This is a genomic window from Mycobacterium sp. (assembly GCF_046091765.1).
Taxonomy (GTDB): Bacteria; Actinomycetota; Actinomycetes; order Mycobacteriales; family Mycobacteriaceae; genus Mycobacterium.
In genome coordinates, this window is record NZ_JBJTCF010000047.1 from 1 (window position 1) to 18773 (window position 18773).

At 71.2% G+C, this 18773-nt stretch carries 19 protein-coding genes and 3 pseudogenes; 8 read left to right on the forward strand and 14 right to left on the reverse strand.

Annotated features, from left to right (window positions below):
• A pseudogene (locus ACKOB8_RS04245) lies at positions 1-141 on the forward strand (sodium:proton antiporter); the annotation flags it as partial.
• Between the two features lie 12 nt (positions 142-153).
• Here ACKOB8_RS04245 and tatB read toward each other — a convergent pair.
• The 4 genes from tatB to sigE all read right to left on the reverse strand — a co-directional run bounded on the left by tatB (position 154) and on the right by sigE (position 3297).
• Entirely contained in the window at positions 154-546 is a 393-nt protein-coding gene (gene tatB, locus ACKOB8_RS04250; RefSeq protein WP_526375974.1) for a Sec-independent protein translocase protein TatB, read from the reverse strand.
• 2 nt (positions 547-548) lie between these two features.
• Positions 549-2042, reverse strand: a complete 1494-nt coding sequence (gene htrA, locus ACKOB8_RS04255) for a serine protease HtrA (protein ID WP_526375993.1) — start codon at positions 2040-2042, stop codon at positions 549-551.
• 69 nt (positions 2043-2111) lie between these two features.
• The gene (rseA, locus tag ACKOB8_RS04260) at positions 2112-2516 is read right to left on the reverse strand and encodes an anti-sigma E factor RseA (RefSeq protein WP_526375976.1); all 405 of its coding nucleotides are present in this window, start codon (positions 2514-2516) and stop codon (positions 2112-2114) included.
• A 91-nt stretch (positions 2517-2607) separates the two neighbouring features.
• Complete coding sequence (gene sigE, locus ACKOB8_RS04265) at positions 2608-3297, reverse strand: RNA polymerase sigma factor SigE (protein ID WP_526375978.1); 690 nt, start codon at positions 3295-3297, stop codon at positions 2608-2610.
• A gap of 279 nt (positions 3298-3576) precedes the next feature.
• Between sigE and ACKOB8_RS04270 the strand changes: the two genes are divergently transcribed.
• Positions 3577-4242 carry an O-methyltransferase gene (locus ACKOB8_RS04270; protein ID WP_526375980.1) on the forward strand — a complete coding sequence of 222 codons (666 nt, stop codon included), beginning with the start codon at positions 3577-3579 and terminating at the stop codon, positions 4240-4242.
• 13 nt (positions 4243-4255) lie between these two features.
• Complete coding sequence (locus tag ACKOB8_RS04275; RefSeq protein ID WP_526375982.1) at positions 4256-4861, forward strand: DUF4126 family protein; 606 nt, start codon at positions 4256-4258, stop codon at positions 4859-4861.
• Between the two features lie 73 nt (positions 4862-4934).
• Here ACKOB8_RS04275 and glgC read toward each other — a convergent pair whose 3' ends face one another.
• Positions 4935-6149 carry a glucose-1-phosphate adenylyltransferase gene (gene glgC, locus ACKOB8_RS04280; protein ID WP_526375983.1) on the reverse strand — a complete coding sequence of 405 codons (1215 nt, stop codon included), beginning with the start codon at positions 6147-6149 and terminating at the stop codon, positions 4935-4937.
• Positions 6150-6242: 93 nt separating this feature from the next.
• Here glgC and glgA point away from each other — a divergent pair, with 93 nt between their 5' ends.
• The gene (gene glgA / locus ACKOB8_RS04285; RefSeq protein WP_526375984.1) at positions 6243-7424 is read left to right on the forward strand and encodes a glycogen synthase; all 1182 of its coding nucleotides are present in this window, start codon (positions 6243-6245) and stop codon (positions 7422-7424) included.
• Here glgA and ACKOB8_RS04290 read toward each other — a convergent pair.
• From ACKOB8_RS04290 to ACKOB8_RS04315, 6 genes are all read right to left on the reverse strand, one after another.
• Positions 7421-7588 (reverse strand): DUF3117 domain-containing protein, encoded by a 168-nt coding sequence (locus tag ACKOB8_RS04290; protein WP_143768304.1) that lies wholly within the window; start codon positions 7586-7588, stop codon positions 7421-7423. The genes glgA and ACKOB8_RS04290 overlap by 4 nt on opposite strands.
• Positions 7589-7691: 103 nt before the next feature.
• On the reverse strand, positions 7692-8282 hold the full coding sequence (locus ACKOB8_RS04295) for a DNA-3-methyladenine glycosylase I (protein WP_526375994.1): 591 nt from the start codon (positions 8280-8282) through the stop codon (positions 7692-7694).
• Between the two features lie 5 nt (positions 8283-8287).
• Positions 8288-8620 carry a DivIVA domain-containing protein gene (locus ACKOB8_RS04300; protein ID WP_526375985.1) on the reverse strand — a complete coding sequence of 111 codons (333 nt, stop codon included), beginning with the start codon at positions 8618-8620 and terminating at the stop codon, positions 8288-8290.
• Positions 8617-9579, reverse strand: a complete 963-nt coding sequence (locus ACKOB8_RS04305; RefSeq protein ID WP_526375986.1) for a glucosyl-3-phosphoglycerate synthase — start codon at positions 9577-9579, stop codon at positions 8617-8619. Before ACKOB8_RS04305 ends, ACKOB8_RS04300 begins: the two co-directional genes overlap by 4 nt.
• Complete coding sequence (gene folP / locus ACKOB8_RS04310) at positions 9576-10400, reverse strand: dihydropteroate synthase (protein WP_526375995.1); 825 nt, start codon at positions 10398-10400, stop codon at positions 9576-9578. Before folP ends, ACKOB8_RS04305 begins: the two co-directional genes overlap by 4 nt.
• Positions 10401-10517: 117 nt before the next feature.
• A complete protein-coding gene (locus ACKOB8_RS04315) occupies positions 10518-11555 on the reverse strand; it encodes a class I SAM-dependent methyltransferase (RefSeq protein ID WP_526375987.1) in 1038 nt (345 codons plus the stop codon).
• A gap of 143 nt (positions 11556-11698) precedes the next feature.
• Between ACKOB8_RS04315 and ACKOB8_RS04320 the strand changes: the two genes are divergently transcribed.
• Positions 11699-12625: a phytanoyl-CoA dioxygenase family protein gene (locus tag ACKOB8_RS04320; protein ID WP_526375988.1), complete on the forward strand. Its 927-nt coding sequence runs from the start codon at positions 11699-11701 to the stop codon at positions 12623-12625.
• Here the strand turns inward: ACKOB8_RS04320 and log are convergent.
• On the reverse strand, positions 12609-13196 hold the full coding sequence (log, locus tag ACKOB8_RS04325) for a cytokinin riboside 5'-monophosphate phosphoribohydrolase (RefSeq protein WP_526375989.1): 588 nt from the start codon (positions 13194-13196) through the stop codon (positions 12609-12611). The two genes, ACKOB8_RS04320 and log, sit on opposite strands and share 17 nt — an antisense overlap.
• A gap of 59 nt (positions 13197-13255) precedes the next feature.
• On the opposite strand from log, the gene ACKOB8_RS04330 reads away from it, so the two are divergent.
• Positions 13256-15511, forward strand: coding sequence for an AAA family ATPase (locus tag ACKOB8_RS04330; RefSeq protein ID WP_526375990.1), 2256 nt, complete (start codon positions 13256-13258; stop codon positions 15509-15511).
• On the opposite strand, the gene dapE is transcribed toward ACKOB8_RS04330, so the two are convergent.
• Positions 15487-16557, reverse strand: a complete 1071-nt coding sequence (dapE, locus tag ACKOB8_RS04335) for a succinyl-diaminopimelate desuccinylase (RefSeq protein ID WP_526375991.1) — start codon at positions 16555-16557, stop codon at positions 15487-15489. The two genes, ACKOB8_RS04330 and dapE, sit on opposite strands and share 25 nt — an antisense overlap.
• A gap of 29 nt (positions 16558-16586) precedes the next feature.
• Here dapE and dapD point away from each other — a divergent pair, with 29 nt between their 5' ends.
• Both dapD and argJ read left to right on the forward strand, forming a co-directional pair.
• Positions 16587-17528, forward strand: a complete 942-nt coding sequence (dapD, locus tag ACKOB8_RS04340; protein ID WP_526375992.1) for a 2,3,4,5-tetrahydropyridine-2,6-dicarboxylate N-succinyltransferase — start codon at positions 16587-16589, stop codon at positions 17526-17528.
• A 1-nt stretch (position 17529) separates the two neighbouring features.
• Positions 17530-18666: pseudogene (argJ, locus tag ACKOB8_RS04345) on the forward strand (bifunctional glutamate N-acetyltransferase/amino-acid acetyltransferase ArgJ); the annotation flags it as partial.
• A 26-nt stretch (positions 18667-18692) separates the two neighbouring features.
• Here the strand turns inward: argJ and ACKOB8_RS04350 are convergent.
• Positions 18693-18773: pseudogene (locus tag ACKOB8_RS04350) on the reverse strand (3-hydroxyacyl-CoA dehydrogenase); the annotation flags it as partial.

The following is an 18773-nucleotide window of genomic DNA, read 5'->3' on the forward strand; positions in this document are numbered from 1 at the left end:
GGCGATTCGGGCGTGCCGCTGGTGCTCTCCGCGCCGGAGTCGGCGCCGGGGCGGGAACTGCGCGCGGTGGCCGAGCAGTTGGCGGTCCGTCGCCGCGGCCTGGCCGGGATGTCGCTGGGCCTGGACCCGGCCGGCCGCTGACTGCGGGATCTGCTAGGTCGCGTCGGCGTCGAACGGCGCGACGGCCGCCTCACCCGGTGGCGTCGCCGCCGCAGCCGGACTAGGGGCGCTCTTCGGCTTCTCCGATTCCGATCCGAAGTTTCCGGTCAGCCAGGAGTCGTCGCCGTCGAGCAGATGCTTGGTGACCGCCGCCCGCGGACTCATGCCGCGCAGCTTCTGCAGTTCGCTGATGGGCTGGCGCAGATCCTCGAACTCCGGGCCGAGTTCCTCGCGCAGCTGGCTGGTCGCCCCGCTGAGGTAGTCGCGCGCCTGCCGGAGCGCACCCGACGCCCACCGGATCGCACCGGGCAGCCGTTCGGGACCGAGCACCACCAGGCCGACGACGACCAGCAGCAGCATCTCGCCCCAGCCGATGTTGGCGAACATGCCTAGTTGTCCGGTGCGGGATTCACCGTCAGCGTCACCTTGCGGCCCTCGCGCATGACTTCGATCGGCGCGTCCTTGCCGATCGTCAGAGTGCGCACGGCGACGACGAACTCGTCGGCGTCGGCCACCTTGCGGTCGCCGACCTTGACCACGACGTCGTTCTCCTTGATCCCGGCCTTGTCGGCGGGGCCGCCGACCTTCACGTTGGCCACCTGAGCGCCCGAGGCCAGGTCGTTGCTGACCGAGCGGGCGGACAGGCCCAGCGTCGGGTGGGCGACCTTGCCGTCCTTGATCAGGGTCTCCACGGTCGCCTTCACCTCGTTGACCGGGATGGCGAAGCCCAGACCGCTGGCGCTGTCGGACAACGACTTTCCCGCGGTGTTGATCCCGATGACCAGAGCGTCCATGTTGATCAGCGGGCCACCAGAGTTGCCGTGGTTGATCGAGGCGTCGGTCTGGACGGCGTCGATGACGGTGTCGGTGTCGGACCCCTCGCCGGACAACGGCACCGGGCGGTTGAGCGCGCTGATGATGCCGGAGGTCACGGTGCTGCGCAGACCGAGCGGGGCACCGGCCGCGATCACCTCCTCGCCGACCTGAAGCTTGTCGGAGTCCCCGAAGCGGGCGACGGTCAGATTGTCGACGTTGTCGACCTTGAGCACGGCCAGATCGGTCTTGGGATCACGGCCCACCAGGTTGGCGGGCACCTCCTTGCCGTCGTTGAACACCACAGTCGTCTTGAACTTGCTCGGGTTGCTCGCAGCCTCGGAGATCACGTGGTTGTTGGTGACGATGTAGCCGCGCCCGTCGACGATCACGCCCGATCCCTGCGAGCCGTCCTGATCGCTCTTGGTCTCGATGGTGACCACCGAATCGGCAACCGAGGCAGCCACTTTCGCGATCTGGCCGGCCGGCGCACTGCCGCGGTCGGACGTCGACAACGTCACCTTGGAGGTGGTGAAGGCCTCGACCACCTCGGCCGTCTTGCGGCCGACCCAGCCGCCCGTGACACCGATCAGCAAGGCGGCGATGCCCAACACGGCCAGGGCCGCGTAGGACACCTTGCCCCCGAAGAGCACGTCGCGCACCCCGAGCTTGCCCACCGGGGCGGCGGCCGCCGACGGCAGCACCTTCTCGATCGCCGGGGAGCCCAGGGCCGCCGCGGCGGCAGGGTCGCGCCACGGATCCTCCGGCTCGGCCGGCCCGTCGTCGCGACCGTCGAGCGCGTCGGCGTCGACGGGGTGGCGCTGCAGCGAATCGCCGCCCGGGGAGGGCCGGCTGAAAGCCTCCTGCAGGACCGGGTCACGCGTCGCGGGGGCGGGCGTGTACTCGGCGGACTGGCGGTACTTGGCCGCCTGCTGGTCGGCGTGGAACGATCCGTCGACGCCGCGCGGGCGCCCGAACACCCGGGTGGACTCGGGGTCGACCGGCGGGCGCGCGACCGGCCGGGGAGCCAGCCGGGGTCCGCCGCTGGAGTTGTCCTGGTCGGAGATCACAGTCACCCTCAATCCGAACGCTTCACGCCGAGCCGGCCGATCAGTTGCCGGTCGTGCTCGTGATTCACCCTACCGGCGTTTGCGCCGATCGCGGACGGTGCCGTCGGTCACCTGGTCGGCGAGGCTCGGCGGCATGGCCGGCGTCTCATCGGGAGCGGAGCTGGGAATCTGGGTCAGCAGGCCCATCAGGTTGCTGGGCATGCTCACCGGCCGGGAGTCCCGCAGCGCGTCACGGGCCTGCCGCTGGGCGTCGATTTCCGCCGAGCACTGCCGGCAGATGGAAAGGTGGTGGGCGGCCCGCAGATGGGCGCGCATCTGCAGCTCCCCGTCGACGAACGCCGCGACTGCCTCGGTGGACAGGTGCTCGGTGGAGCCGAACCGCCGAGCCGCGCCGACCGGCGAGTCGCTCTGCGACGCCAGGTAGGACGGCAGCCAGGTGAAGGCCTTGCGGAACTTCGGTCCGGGCTCGAGCATTCGAACGCGCTCCTCTTTCGCTTTCCTGCTATGTCGAATGTAGCGCGGCCGGGAAGATCTCTGCAGTCAGGACCGCCTCCGCGCGGCGTGGTCAGGCCGATCCGGCAACGTCGTGGTGTGCGTTCGCGGCGAGGAAATCCCGGATGGCCTGCCGGCCCCGGTGGATGCGGCTGCGCACGGTTCCCAGCTTGACGCCGAGCGTCGCGCCGATCTCCTCGTAGGACAGGCCCTCGATGTCGCAGAGCACCACCGCGGCACGGAACTCCGGCTGCAGCGAATCCAGGGCGGCCTGAAGGTCGGGGCCGAGTCGGGACTCGTGGTAGATCTGCTCAGGTGTGGGTCCGTCGGAGGGCACCCGGTCGTAGTCGTCCGGCAGCGCCTCCATCCGCACCCGGCTGCGCCGGCGGACCATGTCCAGGAAGAGGTTGGTCGTGATGCGGTGCAGCCAGCCCTCGAAGGTGCCGGGCTGGTAGTTCTGCACGGCCCGGAACACCCGGATGAAGGTCTCCTGGGTGAGGTCCTCCGCGTCGTGCTGGTTACCCGCGAGGCGGTAGGCCAGGCGGTAGACGCGGTCGGCGTGCTGACGAACCAGTTCGTCCCAGGACGGCATGGCCGCGCGATCGCCGGTGGCGTCGAACACGGCGGTTCCCTGCAGATCCTCGGGCGCCTCGGCCCAGGTCGCGTCGCCGGTGTCAGCGGGCGCGCTGAGCGGGGCAGCCAGTGCGGTGATCGTCGGATCCTCCCGGTGCATTCGTGGCTCTGACCAACCTGAGCCGGCCATCTCGTGGGTACCGTCAACGCTGGTGAGCGCTTCATGCAGCACAACATGGTCGGCAAGCGGCTTATTCCGGACCCGGCGAGTGTCCTGCCTCATAGTCACCACCCTTGTCCCCCGTGCTGTGGGAGCCTTGTGAGCAAACTTTATCATAGCTGTGAGATCCCCAATTTAACCAGCATGCGGGTATGACACGTCACAAACAGTTCATTATCTAGCAACACTGTCGCCGCCGGGTGTCGCGACCGGCCGCGCCGCCGCGGGGGTTGCTCTACGCTGCTGAAGATGTTCCCCACCGACGGGTCCGGCGAACCGCCGCCGCCCAGCCGCGCAGATCGGCTGCTCAGCCACGCCGAGACGTCGATCTCGGAGGACGCCATCGTCGTCGCCGCGCGGGAGCGCGCCCAGGATGCCGGGGCCGGGGCGGTGACACCGGCCGTCGGAGCGCTGCTGAGCGTGCTGGCCCGGCTCTCCGGCGGGCGGGCGGTCGTCGAAGTGGGCACCGGTGCCGGCGTCAGTGGGCTGTGGCTGCTCTCGGGCATGCGCGATGACGGCGTGCTGACCACGATCGACGTCGAGCCGGAGCATCAGCGGCTGGCCAAACAGTCCTTCACCGAGGCCGGGATCGGCCCGGGGCGGACCCGGCTGATCGCCGGGCGGGCCCAGGAGGTGCTCACCCGGCTGGCCGACGAATCCTATGACCTGGTCTTCGTCGACGCGGCGCCGGCCGACCAGCCCGATTTCGTCGTCGAGGGCGTGCGGCTGCTGCGCCCCGGCGGCGCGATCGCCCTGCACCACGCCGCGCTCGACGGGCGGGCCGGAGACCCGGCGGCAAACGACGCGGAGGTGGCCGCGGTGCGCGAGGCGGCCCGGCTGATCGCCGAGGACGAGCGGCTCACCCCGGTGCTCGTCCCGCTGGGCGACGGCATCCTCGTGGCCACCCGCGACTGAACCGGGAGCCCGCGTGGAGTTGCTGACCGGTTTCGGCCTGGCCACCGCGGCGGGACTCAACGCCTACATCCCGCTTCTCGCGATGGGCCTGCTGGGCCGCTTCACCACCCTGCTCGACCTGCCGCCCGCCTGGGCCTGGCTCCAGAACGGCTGGGTGCTGGTGATCATCGGCGCGCTGCTGGCGGTGGAGATCGTGGCCGACAAGATCCCCGCACTGGACACCGTCAACGACACCATTCAGACCTTCGTGCGCCCGACGGCCGGCGGCATCGTGTTCGGTTCGGGCACAGCGGCCCAAACCGCGGCGGTCACCGACCCGGGCGAGTTCGCGCACACCGGCCAGTGGGTCCCCGTCGCGATCGGCGTGCTGACCGCCCTGGGCGTGCACCTGACCAAGACCGCGGTGCGACCGGTCGCCAACGTCGCCACCGGCGGCGTCGCGGCGCCGGTGCTCAGCACCGTCGAGGACGCCACCAGTGTCGTGCTGGTGTTCGTCGCGATCCTGGTGCCCGCCCTGGTGCTGGTGATCCTCGCGGCGTTGATCTGGGTCGCGGTCAAGCTGCTGCGCAGGCGACGGCGCGCCAACAAGTCCGCCGGTTCCTCCCGCGAGCAGACGTAAAGGTGCGCATTTGCGCGAGGTTTCGGGTGACTTTGCGTCTGCTCGCGCCAGAAGATCCGGGCGCGGGGCGCGGTTAGATCCAGACGCCCTTGCCGACGGCGACCACCCCGCCGGCGCTGACCGCGAAGCGCTCCCGGTCGCGCTCGAGATCCACCCCGATCGTCTCGCCGGGGCCGACGACCGCGTTCTTGTCCAGGATGGCCCGCCGGACCACCGAACCGCGGCCCACCCGCACCCCCGGCAGCAGCACGCTGCCCTCGACGATCGCCCCGTCGTCGACCACGACGTTGCTCGACAGCACCGAGTTGCGCACCGCGGCCGCCGAGATGATGCTGCCCGCCCCGACCACCGACTCCTGGGCCGAACCACCGTTGACGAACTTCGCCGGCGCGAGGTTCTCGGTCGCCCCGCGGATCGGCCAGCGGCGGTTGTAGAGGTTGAAGACCGGGTGCACCGACACCAGATCCATGTGCGCGTCGTAGAACGCGTCGAGAGTCCCGACGTCGCGCCAGTAGCCGTGGTCGCGTTCCGTCGCGCCGGGGACCTCGTTGTCGTTGAAGTCGTACACCGCGGCGAGGCCGTCGGCGACCAGTCGCGGAATGATGTTGCCGCCCATGTCGTGATCGGAGCTGTCGTCATCGGCGTCGGCGCGGATCGCGTCGATGAGCACCTTGGTGGTGAACACGTAGTTGCCCATCGACACGAAGGTCTGCTCGGGATTGCTGATGGTCCCCGGCGGATCGAGGGGCTTCTCGACGAAGTTGCTGATGCGGCCCGACTCGTCGGCTTCGATGCAGCCGAACGATCCGGCGTCCGTGCGCGGCACCCGGATTCCGGCGACCGTCGCCCCGGCGCCGCTTTCGATATGGAACTGCACCATCTGTTCGGGATCCATCCGATACACGTGGTCGGCGCCGAAGACCACGATGTAATCGGGATCCTCGTCGTAGACGAGGTTCAGTGACTGGTAGATGGCGTCGGCCGATCCGGTGTACCAGCGCGGGCCGAGTCGCTGCTGTGCGGGCACCGGGGTGATGTACTCGCCGGCCAGGCCGCTCAGACGCCAGTTCTGCGAGATGTGGCGGTCCAGCGAGTGCGACTTGTACTGGGTCAGCACGCAGATCCGCAGATAGCGCGCGTTGACCAGATTGGACAGGACGAAGTCGATGAGCCGGTAGGCGCCGCCGAACGGGACGGCGGGTTTGGCCCGGTCGGCGGTGAGCGGATAGAGCCGTTTGCCCTCTCCCCCGGCCAGCACCATGCCGAGCACGTGCGGCGCTTCTCTCATACCCGCCTCATACCCGCAACGCTAGTGGCAGCGGCTGCCACCTGCCAGGAGAATAGGGGTTCGGTCGCCGGTGGCGGGCACTACGGTCAGCCTATGCGCGTGGCGATGATGACCCGGGAGTACCCGCCCGAGGTGTACGGCGGCGCCGGGGTGCACGTCACCGAGTTGGTCGCCCAGTTGCGTCGGCTCTGCGAGGTCGACGTGCACTGCATGGGAGTCCCGCGCCCAGACGCTTTCGCCCACCAGCCCGACCCCGCGCTGGCCGACGCCAACCCCGCCCTGGCCACCCTGTCGTGCGATCTGCGGATGGCGCACGCCGCCTCCAGCCCCGAGCGGCCCGCCACGGTCGTGCATTCCCACACCTGGTACTCGGGAATGGCCGGGCACATCTCGTCGCTGCTGCACGGCATCCCGCACGTGGTGACCGCGCATTCGCTGGAGCCGCTGCGGCCGTGGAAGGCCGAGCAGCTCGGCGGCGGTTATCAGGTGTCGCTGTGGGTGGAGCGCACCGCGATGCAGGCCGCCGACGCGGTGATCGCGGTCAGCGCCGGGATGCGCGCCGACGTGCTGGCGACCTACCCCCAGCTGGACCCGGCCCGGGTCCACGTGGTGCGAAACGGCATCGACACCGACGTCTGGTACCCGGTGGCGCCGGACCCCGGGGAGTCGGTGCTCGCCGAGCTCGGCGTCGACCCGGCGCGGCCGATGGTCGCCTTCGTCGGCCGGATCACCAGGCAAAAAGGAGTGCCCCATCTGCTCGCCGCCGCGCACCGCTTCGACCCCGGCGTGCAGCTCGTGCTGTGCGCCGGGGCGCCCGACACCCCCGAGATCGCCGCGGAGGTCGCGGCCGAGGTCGCCACGCTCGCCGAGGAACGCGGCGGGGTGTTCTGGGTCCGGGAATTCCTGCCGGTCCATGAGATTCGCGAAATACTATCCGCCGCAACGGTATTCATCTGTCCGTCGGTCTATGAGCCGCTGGGGATCGTCAACCTCGAGGCGATGGCGTGTGCGACCGCGGTCGTCGCCTCCGACGTCGGGGGCATCCCGGAGGTAGTCGACGACGGGGTCACCGGGACACTGGTGCACTTCGACCCCACCGACCCGCGGGGCTTCGCCGAAGACCTGGCGGGGGCGGTCAATGCGCTGGTGCGTGACCCCGCCGCCGCGCGGCAGTTCGGGGCGGCGGGCCGCCAGCGGTGTATCGCCGAATTCTCCTGGGCGCAGGTGGCCGAACAGACCCTGGAGATCTACCGGGGGGTGGCCGACCGCGCCTAGCCGGTCACGCCCTTGAGTTCGTCGCCCAGTGCCGCGGCCTCCTCGGGCGTCAACTCGACGACCAGCCTGCCGCCGCCCTCCAGCGGTACCCGCATCACGATGCCGCGCCCCTCCTTGGTTGCCTCCAGCGGACCGTCGCCGGTCCGGGGCTTCATCGCCGCCATCGAGTGCTCCCTCCAGGTTCGAGCGGGCCCGTCACGCACCGACAAGCCGGTGCCGACTCCCGATTCTATTGTTCTCCTGCCGCGGGCCGGTAGTTCACCCCGGTCACAGGACGCCGGAGGAAGCCCGGACCCGACCCTGCGGGGGCACCCAGCAGGCCCGCAGGTGGTCGTCGACCATCCCGCTGGCCTGCATCAACGCGTAGGCGGTCGTCGGGCCGACGTACCGGAATCCGCGGTCCCGCAGGGCGCGGGCCAGCGCCCGCGACTCCGGGGTGTGGGACGGGACCTGCACGGTCGTCGCCGGACGGGGACGCGGCGGCGGGGCGAACGACCAGAGCAGGTCGGAGAGGTCGACGTCCAGGTCGGCCGCCGCGCGGGCGTTGGCCACGACGGCCTCGATCTTGGCCCGGTTGCGCACGATGTCCGCATCGGCCATCAGCCGCTCCACGTCCGTCTCGGTGAAGCGGGCCACGGTGTCGATGTCGAAGCCGGCGAACGCCCGCCGGAAACCCTCCCGCTTGCGCAGGATGACCAGCCACGACAGCCCGCTCTGAAAAGCCTCCAGGCTCAGCCGCTCGAAGAGCTCAACACGGCCGCGCAGCGGACGGCCCCATTCGAGGTCGTGGTAGTCCCGGTAGATCGGTGGCCCGCCGGCCGCCCAGTCGCACCGCGTCCGGCCGTCATCTGAGTCCACGGCGGTCACACCGGGTCCGGGTCGCGGCGCGCGATCGGGCCGGTCAGCCCGGCCGCGGTGCGCACGGCGTGCAACTCGGCCCGCAACTGGTCCAGTTCGGCTCCCAGGCGGTCCAGCACCCAGTCCACCTCGCTGGTCTTGTAGCCGCGCAACACCTGGGTGAAGGTGACCGCCTCGACGTCGGCGCCGGTGACCCCGGAGGCGGGCAGCACCGTCGTCGTCGTCGCCCTGGGCAGCGGGGGCAGTTGCTCGCCGCGGCCGAACACCACGCCGGCGATCCCGAACAGAACGGCGGCCACCAGGATGAGCACCACGAGGTAGAGCAGGATCAGCGTCACAGCGTCGATCCTGCCGCACCGGGGCGAGGGCGCAGCGTGTTCATCGGCGGACGGTCGGCCAGCGACACCGACGAGGTGCTGCACACCAGCCCCTCGCCGTCCTCGCCGGGGACGAACTGCGACAGCCCGATGCCCGAGTCGGGCACCCCGCAGCGGGCCAGCAGGGTGGCCACGACCTGGCGGCTCATCGGACCCAGCTCGCGCAGCGGCCGGTTGCGGTGGGTGCGCACACCCAGATTCACCTGGGCGATGGCGTCCAGCCCGAGCCGGTCATAGGTGTCCACGAGAATCCCGATCTCCACCCCGTAGCCGGGCGCAAACGGCACCGCGGCGAGCAACTCGCGGGTCGCGGCGTACTCCCCGCCCAGGGGCTGCAGCACTCCCGCCAGCTCGGGACGCAGCGCGGCCAGCAGGGGCCGCGCGACCAGCTCGGTGACCCGGCCGCCGCCGTTGGCGTCCTCGCCGCCGCCGACCCGCAACGGCCGCCGGTAGAAACCCCGGACCAGATGGATGCCCTCGCCGGTGAGGATCGGGCCGACCAGCCGGGGCACGAACAGCGGGTCGGGCTCGATGAGATCGGAGTCGATGAAAACGATCACCTCGCCGGCGGTCGCGGCCAGCGAGCGCCACAGCGCCTCACCCTTGCCGGGGCGCACCGGGATCTCGGGCAGGACGTCCTCGCGGCGCACGACCCGGGCCCCGGCCGCCAGTGCGCGGGCGGCCGTCTCGTCGGTCGAGCCGGAGTCGAGCACGATCAGTTCGTCGACCAGCCCGCCCAGCATGGGCGTGATCGTCTCGATGACCGGGCCGATGGTCGCGGCCTCGTTGAGCGCGGGCAGCACCACCGAGACCGAGCGCCCGGCTTTGGCCGCCCGCAGGTCGGCCGCGGTCCAGTCCGGCCGCGACCAGGTCCGGTCGACCAGCCAGGTCTGGGCGGCCTCGGTCGGGCCGGCGGTCACGCCAGACCCCGCACGGTGCGGGCGGGCGGGCGATCGCCGCGGATCGAGGCGACCATCTCCAGCACCCGCCGGGTGGGACCGACCTCGTGGACCCGGAACATCCGGGCGCCGTCGGCGGCGGCCAGGGCGGTGGCCGCCAGGGTGCCCTCGAGGCGTTCGGTCAGTCCCACCCCCAGAGTCTCCCCGATGAAGTCCTTGTTGCTCAGCGCCATCAGCACGGGCCATCCGGTGTTCACCAGATCGCTGACGTGGCGCAGCAGGGTCAGTCCGTGGAAGGTGTTCTTGCCGAAGTCGTGGGTGGGGTCGATGAGAATCCGGTCGGCCGGCACCCCCACCGACGCGGCGTGCTCGGCGGCCGCGGTCACCTCGGCGATCACCGCGTCGACCACCCCGGTCAGGGTGGTTCCGTAGTTCACCCGGAACGGCCGGGTCCGTGGGACGGCCCCGCCGGTGTGCGAGCACACCAGGCCCGCGCCGAATCCCGCCGCGACCTCGGGCAGCGCCGGGTCGGCGCCGGCCCAGGTGTCGTTGATGATGTCCGCACCGGCCGCGCAGGCCTCCCGCGCCACCGACGCGCGCCAGGTGTCCACGCTGATCAACTGGTCCGGGTAGGCGCCGCGCAGCCACTCGATGAAGGGCACCACGCGGGCGGTCTCGGCCCGCTCGTCGACCGGCGATCCCGGCCCGGCCTTCACCCCGCCCACATCGATCACGTCGGCGCCCTCGGCGACCACCCGGTGGACGGCCTGCATCGCGGCCTCGTCGGTGAAGGTGGCCCCGCGGTCGTAGAACGAGTCCGGCGTGCGGTTGACGATCGCCATGATCAGCGCCCGGTCGCCGGCCACCGGCCGCCCGCAGAAGGTTCCGCTGCGCTGCGGACTGGGCTGCGCACTGACGGGGCTCACCGTGCCATGGTGCCTGGTGTGCCGCGCGGACCGTCAGCGGGTGCTGCGGTAGACCAGCCAGCGCATGTCGATCGGGCAGTCCTCCCGCTCGGTGGCGAACACGTCCAGGCCCGCCACCCAGTTGGCGTACCAGCTCGTCGGCGGCCAGGCGCCGTCGGGCAGGTTGGCCTGCTCGTAGTCGTAGACCGAGTCGTCGGCCGCCAACTCCAGGGGCAGCCCCGCCGCCGCCTCGGTCATCTCGGGCCGGGTGAAGAACCCGGAGTACTCCTGCTGGGCGAACTGGCGGTCGGCCTCCTCGGGGACGTAGGAGGCGTCGGCGAGGAAGATGTTGAACACCAGCCGTCCGCCGGGGGCCAGGCAGTCCGCCGCCAGTTCCAGCAGCGCGCGCAACTGCGCGGGGGTGCGGAACTCCGGCACCACCTCGGAGAGCACGATCAGGGCGTAGTCGCGTTTGAGGTCCTCGCGGGTGGCGAACACGTCGCGGTTGATCACCCGGACGTCGAGAGCTTCGCGGCCGGCGTCCCGGGCGATCATGTCGGCGAAGTTCTTGGTCACCTCGACGACGTCGACCGGGTGCCCGCGGCGGGCCAGGGCCAGGGCGTTGCGCCCGGTGCCCGCGCCGATCTCAAGGATCCGGTGGTTTTTCGGATCGGCCGCCTCGGCCGCCAGCGCCCACACCCGGGCGTCGGGCTCGGTGCCGAACAGCGGCGGCTCGCGGGTGGCGATCCAGTTGTCGTAGGCCTGCTCGATGGTCCAGCAGTTGGTGTTCACCTGGTAGTTCAGCGGGCCGGCGACGACGGCCTGATAGGACACCACGATGCTGGACCGGATCGACTGGGCGTAGGCCTGGGCCAGCTGGCCGGCGAGCACCGTGCGCAGGTGCTCCTGCTCCTGCTCGGAGAAGGGCCGGCCCGCCTCGGCAAAGATCCGCGCGCAGCGCTGGGTGTAGTCGTCGACGAAGCCGGGCACGGCCGGGAAACTGAGGGTGCCCTGCGCGACGATCCGCCGGTCCAGCCGGCCCGTCATCGCCCTGCGCCGCTGCTCGGCCGCTGTCATCTGCGTTCGCTCCACGATTCCCCTCGCTCCCCTCGCCTCACCCCGGCGCCCGGCCGGTCGTCGCCGCGAATTCTATCGGCTGCCGCCGAACCGTCCCGGACCCGTGGGCCAAGCGGCGCGCTTGTCAGAAATCGTGCCGCCGGGCAAAATAAGGACCTATGTTGAGCAGCCTCCGCGTGGACAGCGTCGAGCAGTGGCGGGACCTCTGTCCCGCCCTGAACATCGAGGCCGGGCTGGCCCGGCCGAGACACGACGCCGGCGATCTGGCCGAGCTGACCGACCAGTTGCGCGTCGAGGGCTACATCAACGCGCCCGGGGTGCTTCCGGAGGCGACGTTCGCTCCGCTGCGCGACTGCGTCGCGATGCTCCACCGCTCGGGAATCCCCCTGGCGTTCGCCTTCGTCTACGACGAGTTCTGGCTGGCCTTCCAGGGCGTCTCGGACTTCATCGGCGCCGCCCTGGGCGACGACTACCTCGCGCTGCCCGATTTCTGGGCGTGGCACGTGCCGGCCTCCGACCAGGGTGCCGGCTGGGGACCACATCGCGACCGCGTGCAGCCGACGCTGGACAGCGACAACTCGCCGCACTCGCTGACCGTGTGGTTGCCGTTCTCCGACGCGACCCCGCTCAACGGCTGCATGTACGTGCTGCCCGCCCACCTCGACGACCGGTTCCGCAACCGCGTCTTCGACGGACCCGACAACATCCACGTCTACGATCCGCAGGCGATCCGCGCGCTGCCCGCGCCCGCCGGCAGCCTGCTGGCCTGGAATCAGGCCCTGCTGCACTGGGGCGGCCGGGCGTCCCGGCTCGCCAACGCGCCGCGGATCAGCGTGGCGTTCGAGTTCCAGCGCGCCGACCGGCCGGCGTTCAACCAGCCGCTGCTGGACCCCGCGCGGCTGCCGTCGTTCCGGGAGCGCCTCGGGCTGGTCGGCAAGCAGGTCCTGCAGTACCGGCACATGTACCCGCTGGCGGCTGACGTCGAGCGCATCGCGTCCGACCTCTTCGAGCGGTTCATGCCCGAGGTGGTGGCGGGCCGCACCGACGGCCTGAGCCTGGTGGGCGGGGTCAGCGAGGCGCGCTGAGGGGTGCGCACGCGCGCAGAGCGGCGTCGAGACTGTCGACGACCTGCAGCCGGTCCAACGCCGGTTGGGCGACGTAGCCGGACCGCACCAGCGAGGCCAGCCACGTCAGCAGGTCGGTGAAGTGGCCCTGCGGGTCGAGCAGCACGACCGGCTTGTCGTGCATCCCGAGGTAGCCGGCGGTCCAGGTTTCGAACAGCTCCTCCAGTGTGCCGATGCCGCCCGGCAGGGCGAGAAAGGCGTCGCTGCGGTCCTCCATGACCTGCTTGCGCTGGCGCATCGTGTCGGTGACGACCAACTCTTCGGCCTCGACGTCGGCCAGCTCCCGGTGCACCAGGGCCTTCGGGATCACGCCCACGGTGCGCCCACCGCGTGAGCGGGCCCCGGCCGCCAACGCGCCCATGGCCGACACCTTGCCGCCGCCGGACACCAGCGTCCAGCCGCGCTCAGCGATCGCCTCGCCCACCCGGCGCGCCAGATCGAGCAACTCCGGGTGCCGCGGGCTGGAGGCGCAGTAGACGCACACCGCCCACCGCTCGGCGGCGGGAAGGTCGGCGGGAGGCTCTGCGCGCACATCACGAAACTTAGACCAGCGCCCCAACGAGCCCGGGCGCCCGCATAAAGTCGGCGTCTATGCCGTGGCCGCTCGTCCCGCGTCGCGCCGTGGACCGCGTGGCGGAGCTGCTCGCCGCCGACTCCGCCGGTGGGGTGGCGCTGCTGGGCAACGAGGGAGTCGGCAAGACCACGCTGGCCGGGCAGGCCGCCGAGCGGCTCGGCCGGGGCGATCCGCTGTGGGTGACCGGGACCCTCGCGCAGTCCTCGGTGCCCTTCGGCGCGTTCGGAGCGCTGATCGAGTTCCACGACGCCGGCAAGCCGGCCGCGCTGATCCACTCGGCCGCGGATGCGGTGCTGGCCCGCGCGGGCTCCGCGCCGATCATCGTCGACAACGCGCGCCTGCTCGATCCGCTCTCCGCCGCGCTGGTCTACCGCCTGGCGCAGCACGCCGCCCGCCACCGCGACAGCCGGTTGATCGTGACGGTGCGGTCGATCCTGCGGGCCCCGCAGGTGGTGACCGCGCTGTGGAACGACGGCCTGCTGCACCGGTTCGACGTCGAACCGCTCGACGGCTCCGAGACCGCCGCGGTGGTGGCCGCGGCGGGTGGCGGCGATGCCGCCGCCCTCTACCGGCGCAGCGCCGGCAACGCCCTGCACCTGCGGCTGCTGCTCTCCGGGGGCGGCACCGAGGAGACCCTCGCCGGCGCGGTCGACGCCTACCTGGAGGGTCTCGCCGGCTCGGTCCGCGAGGCGCTGGCCTACCTCTGCGTCTACGAGCCGCTGAGGTATGCCGATCTGGCTGCGCTGACCGACGAGTCCGCCGTGGCCGCCGCCCGCGACACCGGCGCGATCGAGGTGCGGGGCGACAGCGGGCTCGTCTACAGCGGCCACCCGCTGTTCCTCGAGCAGCTGGCGCGCACGCTGGACAAGGCCCGGACCAAGGCGCTGCGCACCGCGGTCGCCGCCCGATTGGGTTCGGCGCCCAGCACCACCGCGGCCGATCGCCTGGGCCGCATGATGCTGGCGCTCAACGGTGGCGCGCCGATCGACGCCGACGCCGTAGCCGGCGCCGCCCAGGAGGCTCTGCGACTGGGCGACCTCGGCCTCGCCGAGCGGCTGGCCCGGGGCGCCCTGGATCGCGGGGAGCGGTTCGATGCCGCGCTTTCCGCCCGCTTGACCCTGGGCAACGCGCTGGCCTGGCAGGGCCGCGGCCGGGAAGCCGACGCCGTGCTGGGCGCGGTGGACTCCACCGCGATCACCGACGTGGAGACGATCGCCTGGGCGGTGCCGCGCGCCGCCAACCAGTTCTGGATGCTCTCCGAGCCCGAACGCGCGACGGCGTTTCTGCAGACGGTGCGCCACCGGGTCAGCGATCCGTCGGGCCGCGCCACCCTCGACGCGCTGTCGGCGACGTTCGCGATGAACGCCGGAAACCTGCGCCGCGCGCTCGCTGTGGCCGGCGAAGTCCTGGACCGCCCCGACGCCCAGGACAACGCCGTCGCCTGGGCGGCCAGCGCGGCGGCCCTGTGCTCGGCCCGGATGGGACGGCTCGACGCGGTGCCGGCCCTGGCCGAGCGTGCGCTGCGTTCTGAGTACCCGGGGCTGATGCGGTTCACCGTCGGACTGGCCCAGACGACGGTGCTGCTGATGAACGCCCAAAGCGCAGCCGCCCTCGATGCGGCGCGCGGGTTCACCGACTTCGCCGAACTCGCCCAGCCCGGCCGGGCGATCGGCGACGTTCTGCTGGCCCAGGTGCTGCTGGCCCGCGGCGAGTGCGACACCGCCGCGGAGCTGCTCGCGCCGGCGTCGGCGATCCTGGAGCGCACCGGATACTCCTGGGGCCCACTGGCGCTGACGCTGCTGGCCACCGCGCTGGCCTATCGGGGCGAGGTGGCCGAATCGGCGAAAGCCCTCAGCCGCGCGCTGTCCCGGCACGGCACCAAGTCAGCGATGTTCGCCCCCGAACTGGGTATCGCGCGGGCCTGGCGGATGGCCGTGATCGGCGATCGGCCGGCCGCCATCACCGCGGCCCGCGACGCCGCGCGGATGGCCGAGCGCACCGGGCAGTGCGCCGTCGCGATCCGGGCCTGGCACGAGGCGGTCCGGCTGGGTGACCGGCGGGCGGCCGCCGCGATGGCACCGACGGCGGCCGGCGCCGACTGCGCGTTCACCTCGCTCGCGCTCGCTCACGCCCGGGCGCTGGCCGAGCAGGACGCTGAGGCCCTGCACGAAGCCGCCGAGCAGCTGGCAGCCGCCGGGTTCGCCGGTTCCGCCGCCGATGCCGTCCGCCAGGCCGAGCAGGTCAGCGCTCAGTCCGATAGCGCCGTCAGATAGCGGCGCAGCGTGTCGGTGACCGCGGTGATTTGGGCGACCGACACCCTTTCGTCGCGGCGGTGCGCGAGATTGGGATCACCGGGCCCGTAGTTGACCGCCGGGATTCCCAGTGCCGCGAAGCGCGCTACGTCGGTCCAGCCGTACTTGGCCCGCACCAGCCCGTCGGCGGCGTCGACTAGCGCGGCGGCGGCCGGGTGGTGCAGACCGGGCAGCGCGCCTGCGGCCGCGTCGGTCTGCTCCAGGGTCACCTCCAGGCCGTCGAAAACCTCGCGGACGTGGTCCAGCGCGGCGGCCGGGCTACGGTCGGGTGCGAATCGGAAGTTCACCGTGACCGAGGCCGCGTCGGGGATGACGTTGCCCGCCACCCCGCCGTCGATCCGCACCGCGGACAAGCCTTCCCGATAGGTGCACCCGTCGATGTCGACGACCCTGCCCTGGTAGCCCGCAAGCCGCTCCAGCACCGCGCCGAGTTTGTGGATTGCGTTGTCGCCCAGCCATGATCGCGCGGAGTGGGCGCGGGTCCCCGCCGCGGTGACGACGGCGCGCAGGGTGCCCTGACAGCCCGCCTCGATGTAGCCGCCGGAGGGTTCGCCGAGAATCGCGACGTCGGCGCGCAACCAGTCGGGCAGGTCGCGCTCGATGCGACCGAGCCCGTTGGAAGCGGCGTCGATCTCCTCGCAGTCGTAGAGCACCAGCGTGACGTCGCACACCGGCTCGGCGACGGTGGCGGCCAGATGCAGGAACACCGCGTCGCCGGACTTCATGTCGGAGGCCCCACAGCCGTAGAGGTGGTCGGCGTCGCGCCGGCTGGGGACGTTGTCGGCGATCGGCACGGTGTCCAGATGCCCGGCCAACAGCACCCGGGTCGGTCTCCCAAGGTCGGTTCGGGCCAGCACCGCGTCGCCGTTGCGGAGCACCTGCAAGCCGGTCTGCTCGCGCAGCGCCGCCTCGACCGCGTCGGCAATCCGCCGCTCGTCGCGGGACACGCTCGGGATGTCGATCAACGCGGCGGTCAACTGGATCGGGTCGGCGCGCAGGTCCAGCACAGCTATTCAGGCTAGTACGGTGGAGCACCGTGACTGCCGCTGCGGGTTTCGGACTGGCCACCGTCGCCGACGACGGCACCGTCCTCGACGCCTGGTTCCCCGAGCCAGAGCTGGGCGCCTACAGCCCGTCGGGCACCACCCGGATCACCCCCGCGGACGTGCCCGACGACCTGGCCGCGCTGGCCGGCCCGGACCCCGACCGCGGCGTCGAGGTCGTCGCAATCCGGACGGTGACCGTTCTGGCGGACAAGCCGGCCGACGCCTACGACGCCTACCTGCGGCTGCACCTGATCTCCCATCGGCTGGTCGAACCGCACGGATGCAGCCTCGACGGGATCTTCGGCGCGCTGACCAACGTGGTGTGGACCAACTACGGGCCCTGCCGCATCGACGGGTTCGAACAGGTCAGGATGCGGCTTCGCCGGCGCGGCCCGGTGACCGTCTACGGCGTCGACAAGTTCCCCCGCATGGTCGACTACGTGGTGCCCCCGGGCGTGCGTATCGCCGACGCCGACCGGGTACGCCTGGGCGCGCACCTGGCGCCCGGGACCACGGTGATGCACGAGGGGTTCATCAACTTCAACGCCGGCACACTCGGCGCGTCGATGGTGGAGGGTCGCATCTCGGCCGGTGTGGTGGTGGGCGACGGCAGCGACATCGGTGGCGGCGCATCGATCATGGGCACGCTTTCGGGCGGCGGCAAGGAAGTCGTGAGCATCGGCGAGCGTTGTCTGCTCGGCGCCAATGCCGGCATCGGTATCAGCCTCGGTGACGAGTGCATCGTGGAGGCCGGCCTGTACGTCACGGCCGGCACGCTCGTGGGTCTACCCGACGGATCGGTGGCCATGGGTCGCGAGTTGTCGGGGGCTAATGGTCTGCTGTTCCGACGCAACAGTCGCACCGGGGCCGTGGAAGCCACACCTCGCACGGGCAGTTGGGGCGGACTCAACGCCGCCCTGCACAAGAACTGACATGACCACGCTGCCGGCGGGCTTCCGCAGTTTCGTCACCAACGTCGGCATCAAGGACGACTCGAAGGACTTCACGATCGTCGCCTGTGATGCCCCCGTGGCCGCGGCCGGAGTGTTTACGCGGAGCCTGTTCGCCGGACCGAGTGTGCTGGTGAGTCGCGAACACCTCGCTGATCAGCGAGCCCGAGCCGTGGTGGTGATCTCCAAGAACGCCAACGTCGCCAACGGCCCGGGGGGTCTGGCGCATGCTCGTGAAGTCACCGAGCGCGTGGCCGCGCATCTGGGCTGTGCACCGACCGATGTGCTCATCGCGTCCACCGGTGTGATCGGTCGCGTGTATCCGATCGAACGCATTCGCACCGGACTCGCCGCTCTGCCCTCACCGTTGCCGAGCAACGACGCCGACGACGTCGCGCGCGGCATCATGACCACCGACACGGTTCACAAGATCGCCGAGGCCGAGGCCGGCGCGGCGCGGGTGGTCGGGGTGGCCAAGGGCGTGGGCATGATCGAGCCCGACATGGCCACGCTGATCACACTCGTGTTCACCGACGCGGCCATCGACGGCGCGGCGCTCGACGCCATGTGGCGGCGCGTCATCGACCAGACGTTCAACTGCGTGTCGGTCGACACCGACACCTCCACGAGCGACACCGCGATCGTGTTGGCGAGTGGTGCGGCCGGCCCGGTGGACGACGCTGTGCTCGAGAACGCTCTCTACGAAGTGGCGAAGTCGCTCACCAAGCAGGTCGCGCGCGACGGCGAGGGCGCCGAGACCCTCATCGAGGTGCGTGTGGATGGCGCGCGCAACGCACGCCAGGCCAAGGTCGTGGCCAAGTCGATCGTGAACTCGCCGCTCGTGAAGACCGCAATTCACGGGGCCGACCCCAACTGGGGTCGGGTGGCCATGGCCGTGGGCAAGTGCCACGACGAGACCGACATCGATCAGAGCAAGGTGATCATCCGTTTCGGATCACAAGAGGTGTATCCGAAAGCGGTGGACGAGAGCGGACTGGCGCGTCTCGCCGACTACATGCGTGGCGACGAAGTGCTCATTCACGTCACGCTCAACACCGGCCAAGCGCAATCAACCGTCTGGGGTTGCGACCTCACCGACGGCTACGTCCGCATCAACGCCGACTACACCACCAGAACACCAATGAATCACTTGGGTGGCATGCGAATGCCGCCATCCACGCGGATGGTTTCGGCATTCATGTAACTGTTGGTCACGCACTCCACGAC

Bases quoted from the DNA above. Each gene is read 5' to 3' on its own strand.
- ACKOB8_RS04270 (WP_526375980.1), top strand. From the start codon at position 3,577: ATGTTCCCCACCGACGGGTCCGGCGAACCGCCGCCGCCCAGCCGCGCA.
- glgA (WP_526375984.1), top strand. From the start codon at position 6,243: ATGCGCGTGGCGATGATGACCCGGGAGTACCCGCCCGAGGTGTACGGC.
- glgC (WP_526375983.1), bottom strand. From the start codon at position 6,149: ATGAGAGAAGCGCCGCACGTGCTCGGCATGGTGCTGGCCGGGGGAGAG.
- tatB (WP_526375974.1), bottom strand. From the start codon at position 546: ATGTTCGCCAACATCGGCTGGGGCGAGATGCTGCTGCTGGTCGTCGTC.
- ACKOB8_RS04330 (WP_526375990.1), top strand. From the start codon at position 13,256: ATGCCGTGGCCGCTCGTCCCGCGTCGCGCCGTGGACCGCGTGGCGGAG.
- folP (WP_526375995.1), bottom strand. From the start codon at position 10,400: ATGGCGATCGTCAACCGCACGCCGGACTCGTTCTACGACCGCGGGGCC.
- ACKOB8_RS04320 (WP_526375988.1), top strand. From the start codon at position 11,699: ATGTTGAGCAGCCTCCGCGTGGACAGCGTCGAGCAGTGGCGGGACCTC.
- ACKOB8_RS04290 (WP_143768304.1), bottom strand. From the start codon at position 7,588: ATGGCGGCGATGAAGCCCCGGACCGGCGACGGTCCGCTGGAGGCAACC.
- sigE (WP_526375978.1), bottom strand. From the start codon at position 3,297: ATGGCCGGCTCAGGTTGGTCAGAGCCACGAATGCACCGGGAGGATCCG.
- rseA (WP_526375976.1), bottom strand. From the start codon at position 2,516: ATGCTCGAGCCCGGACCGAAGTTCCGCAAGGCCTTCACCTGGCTGCCG.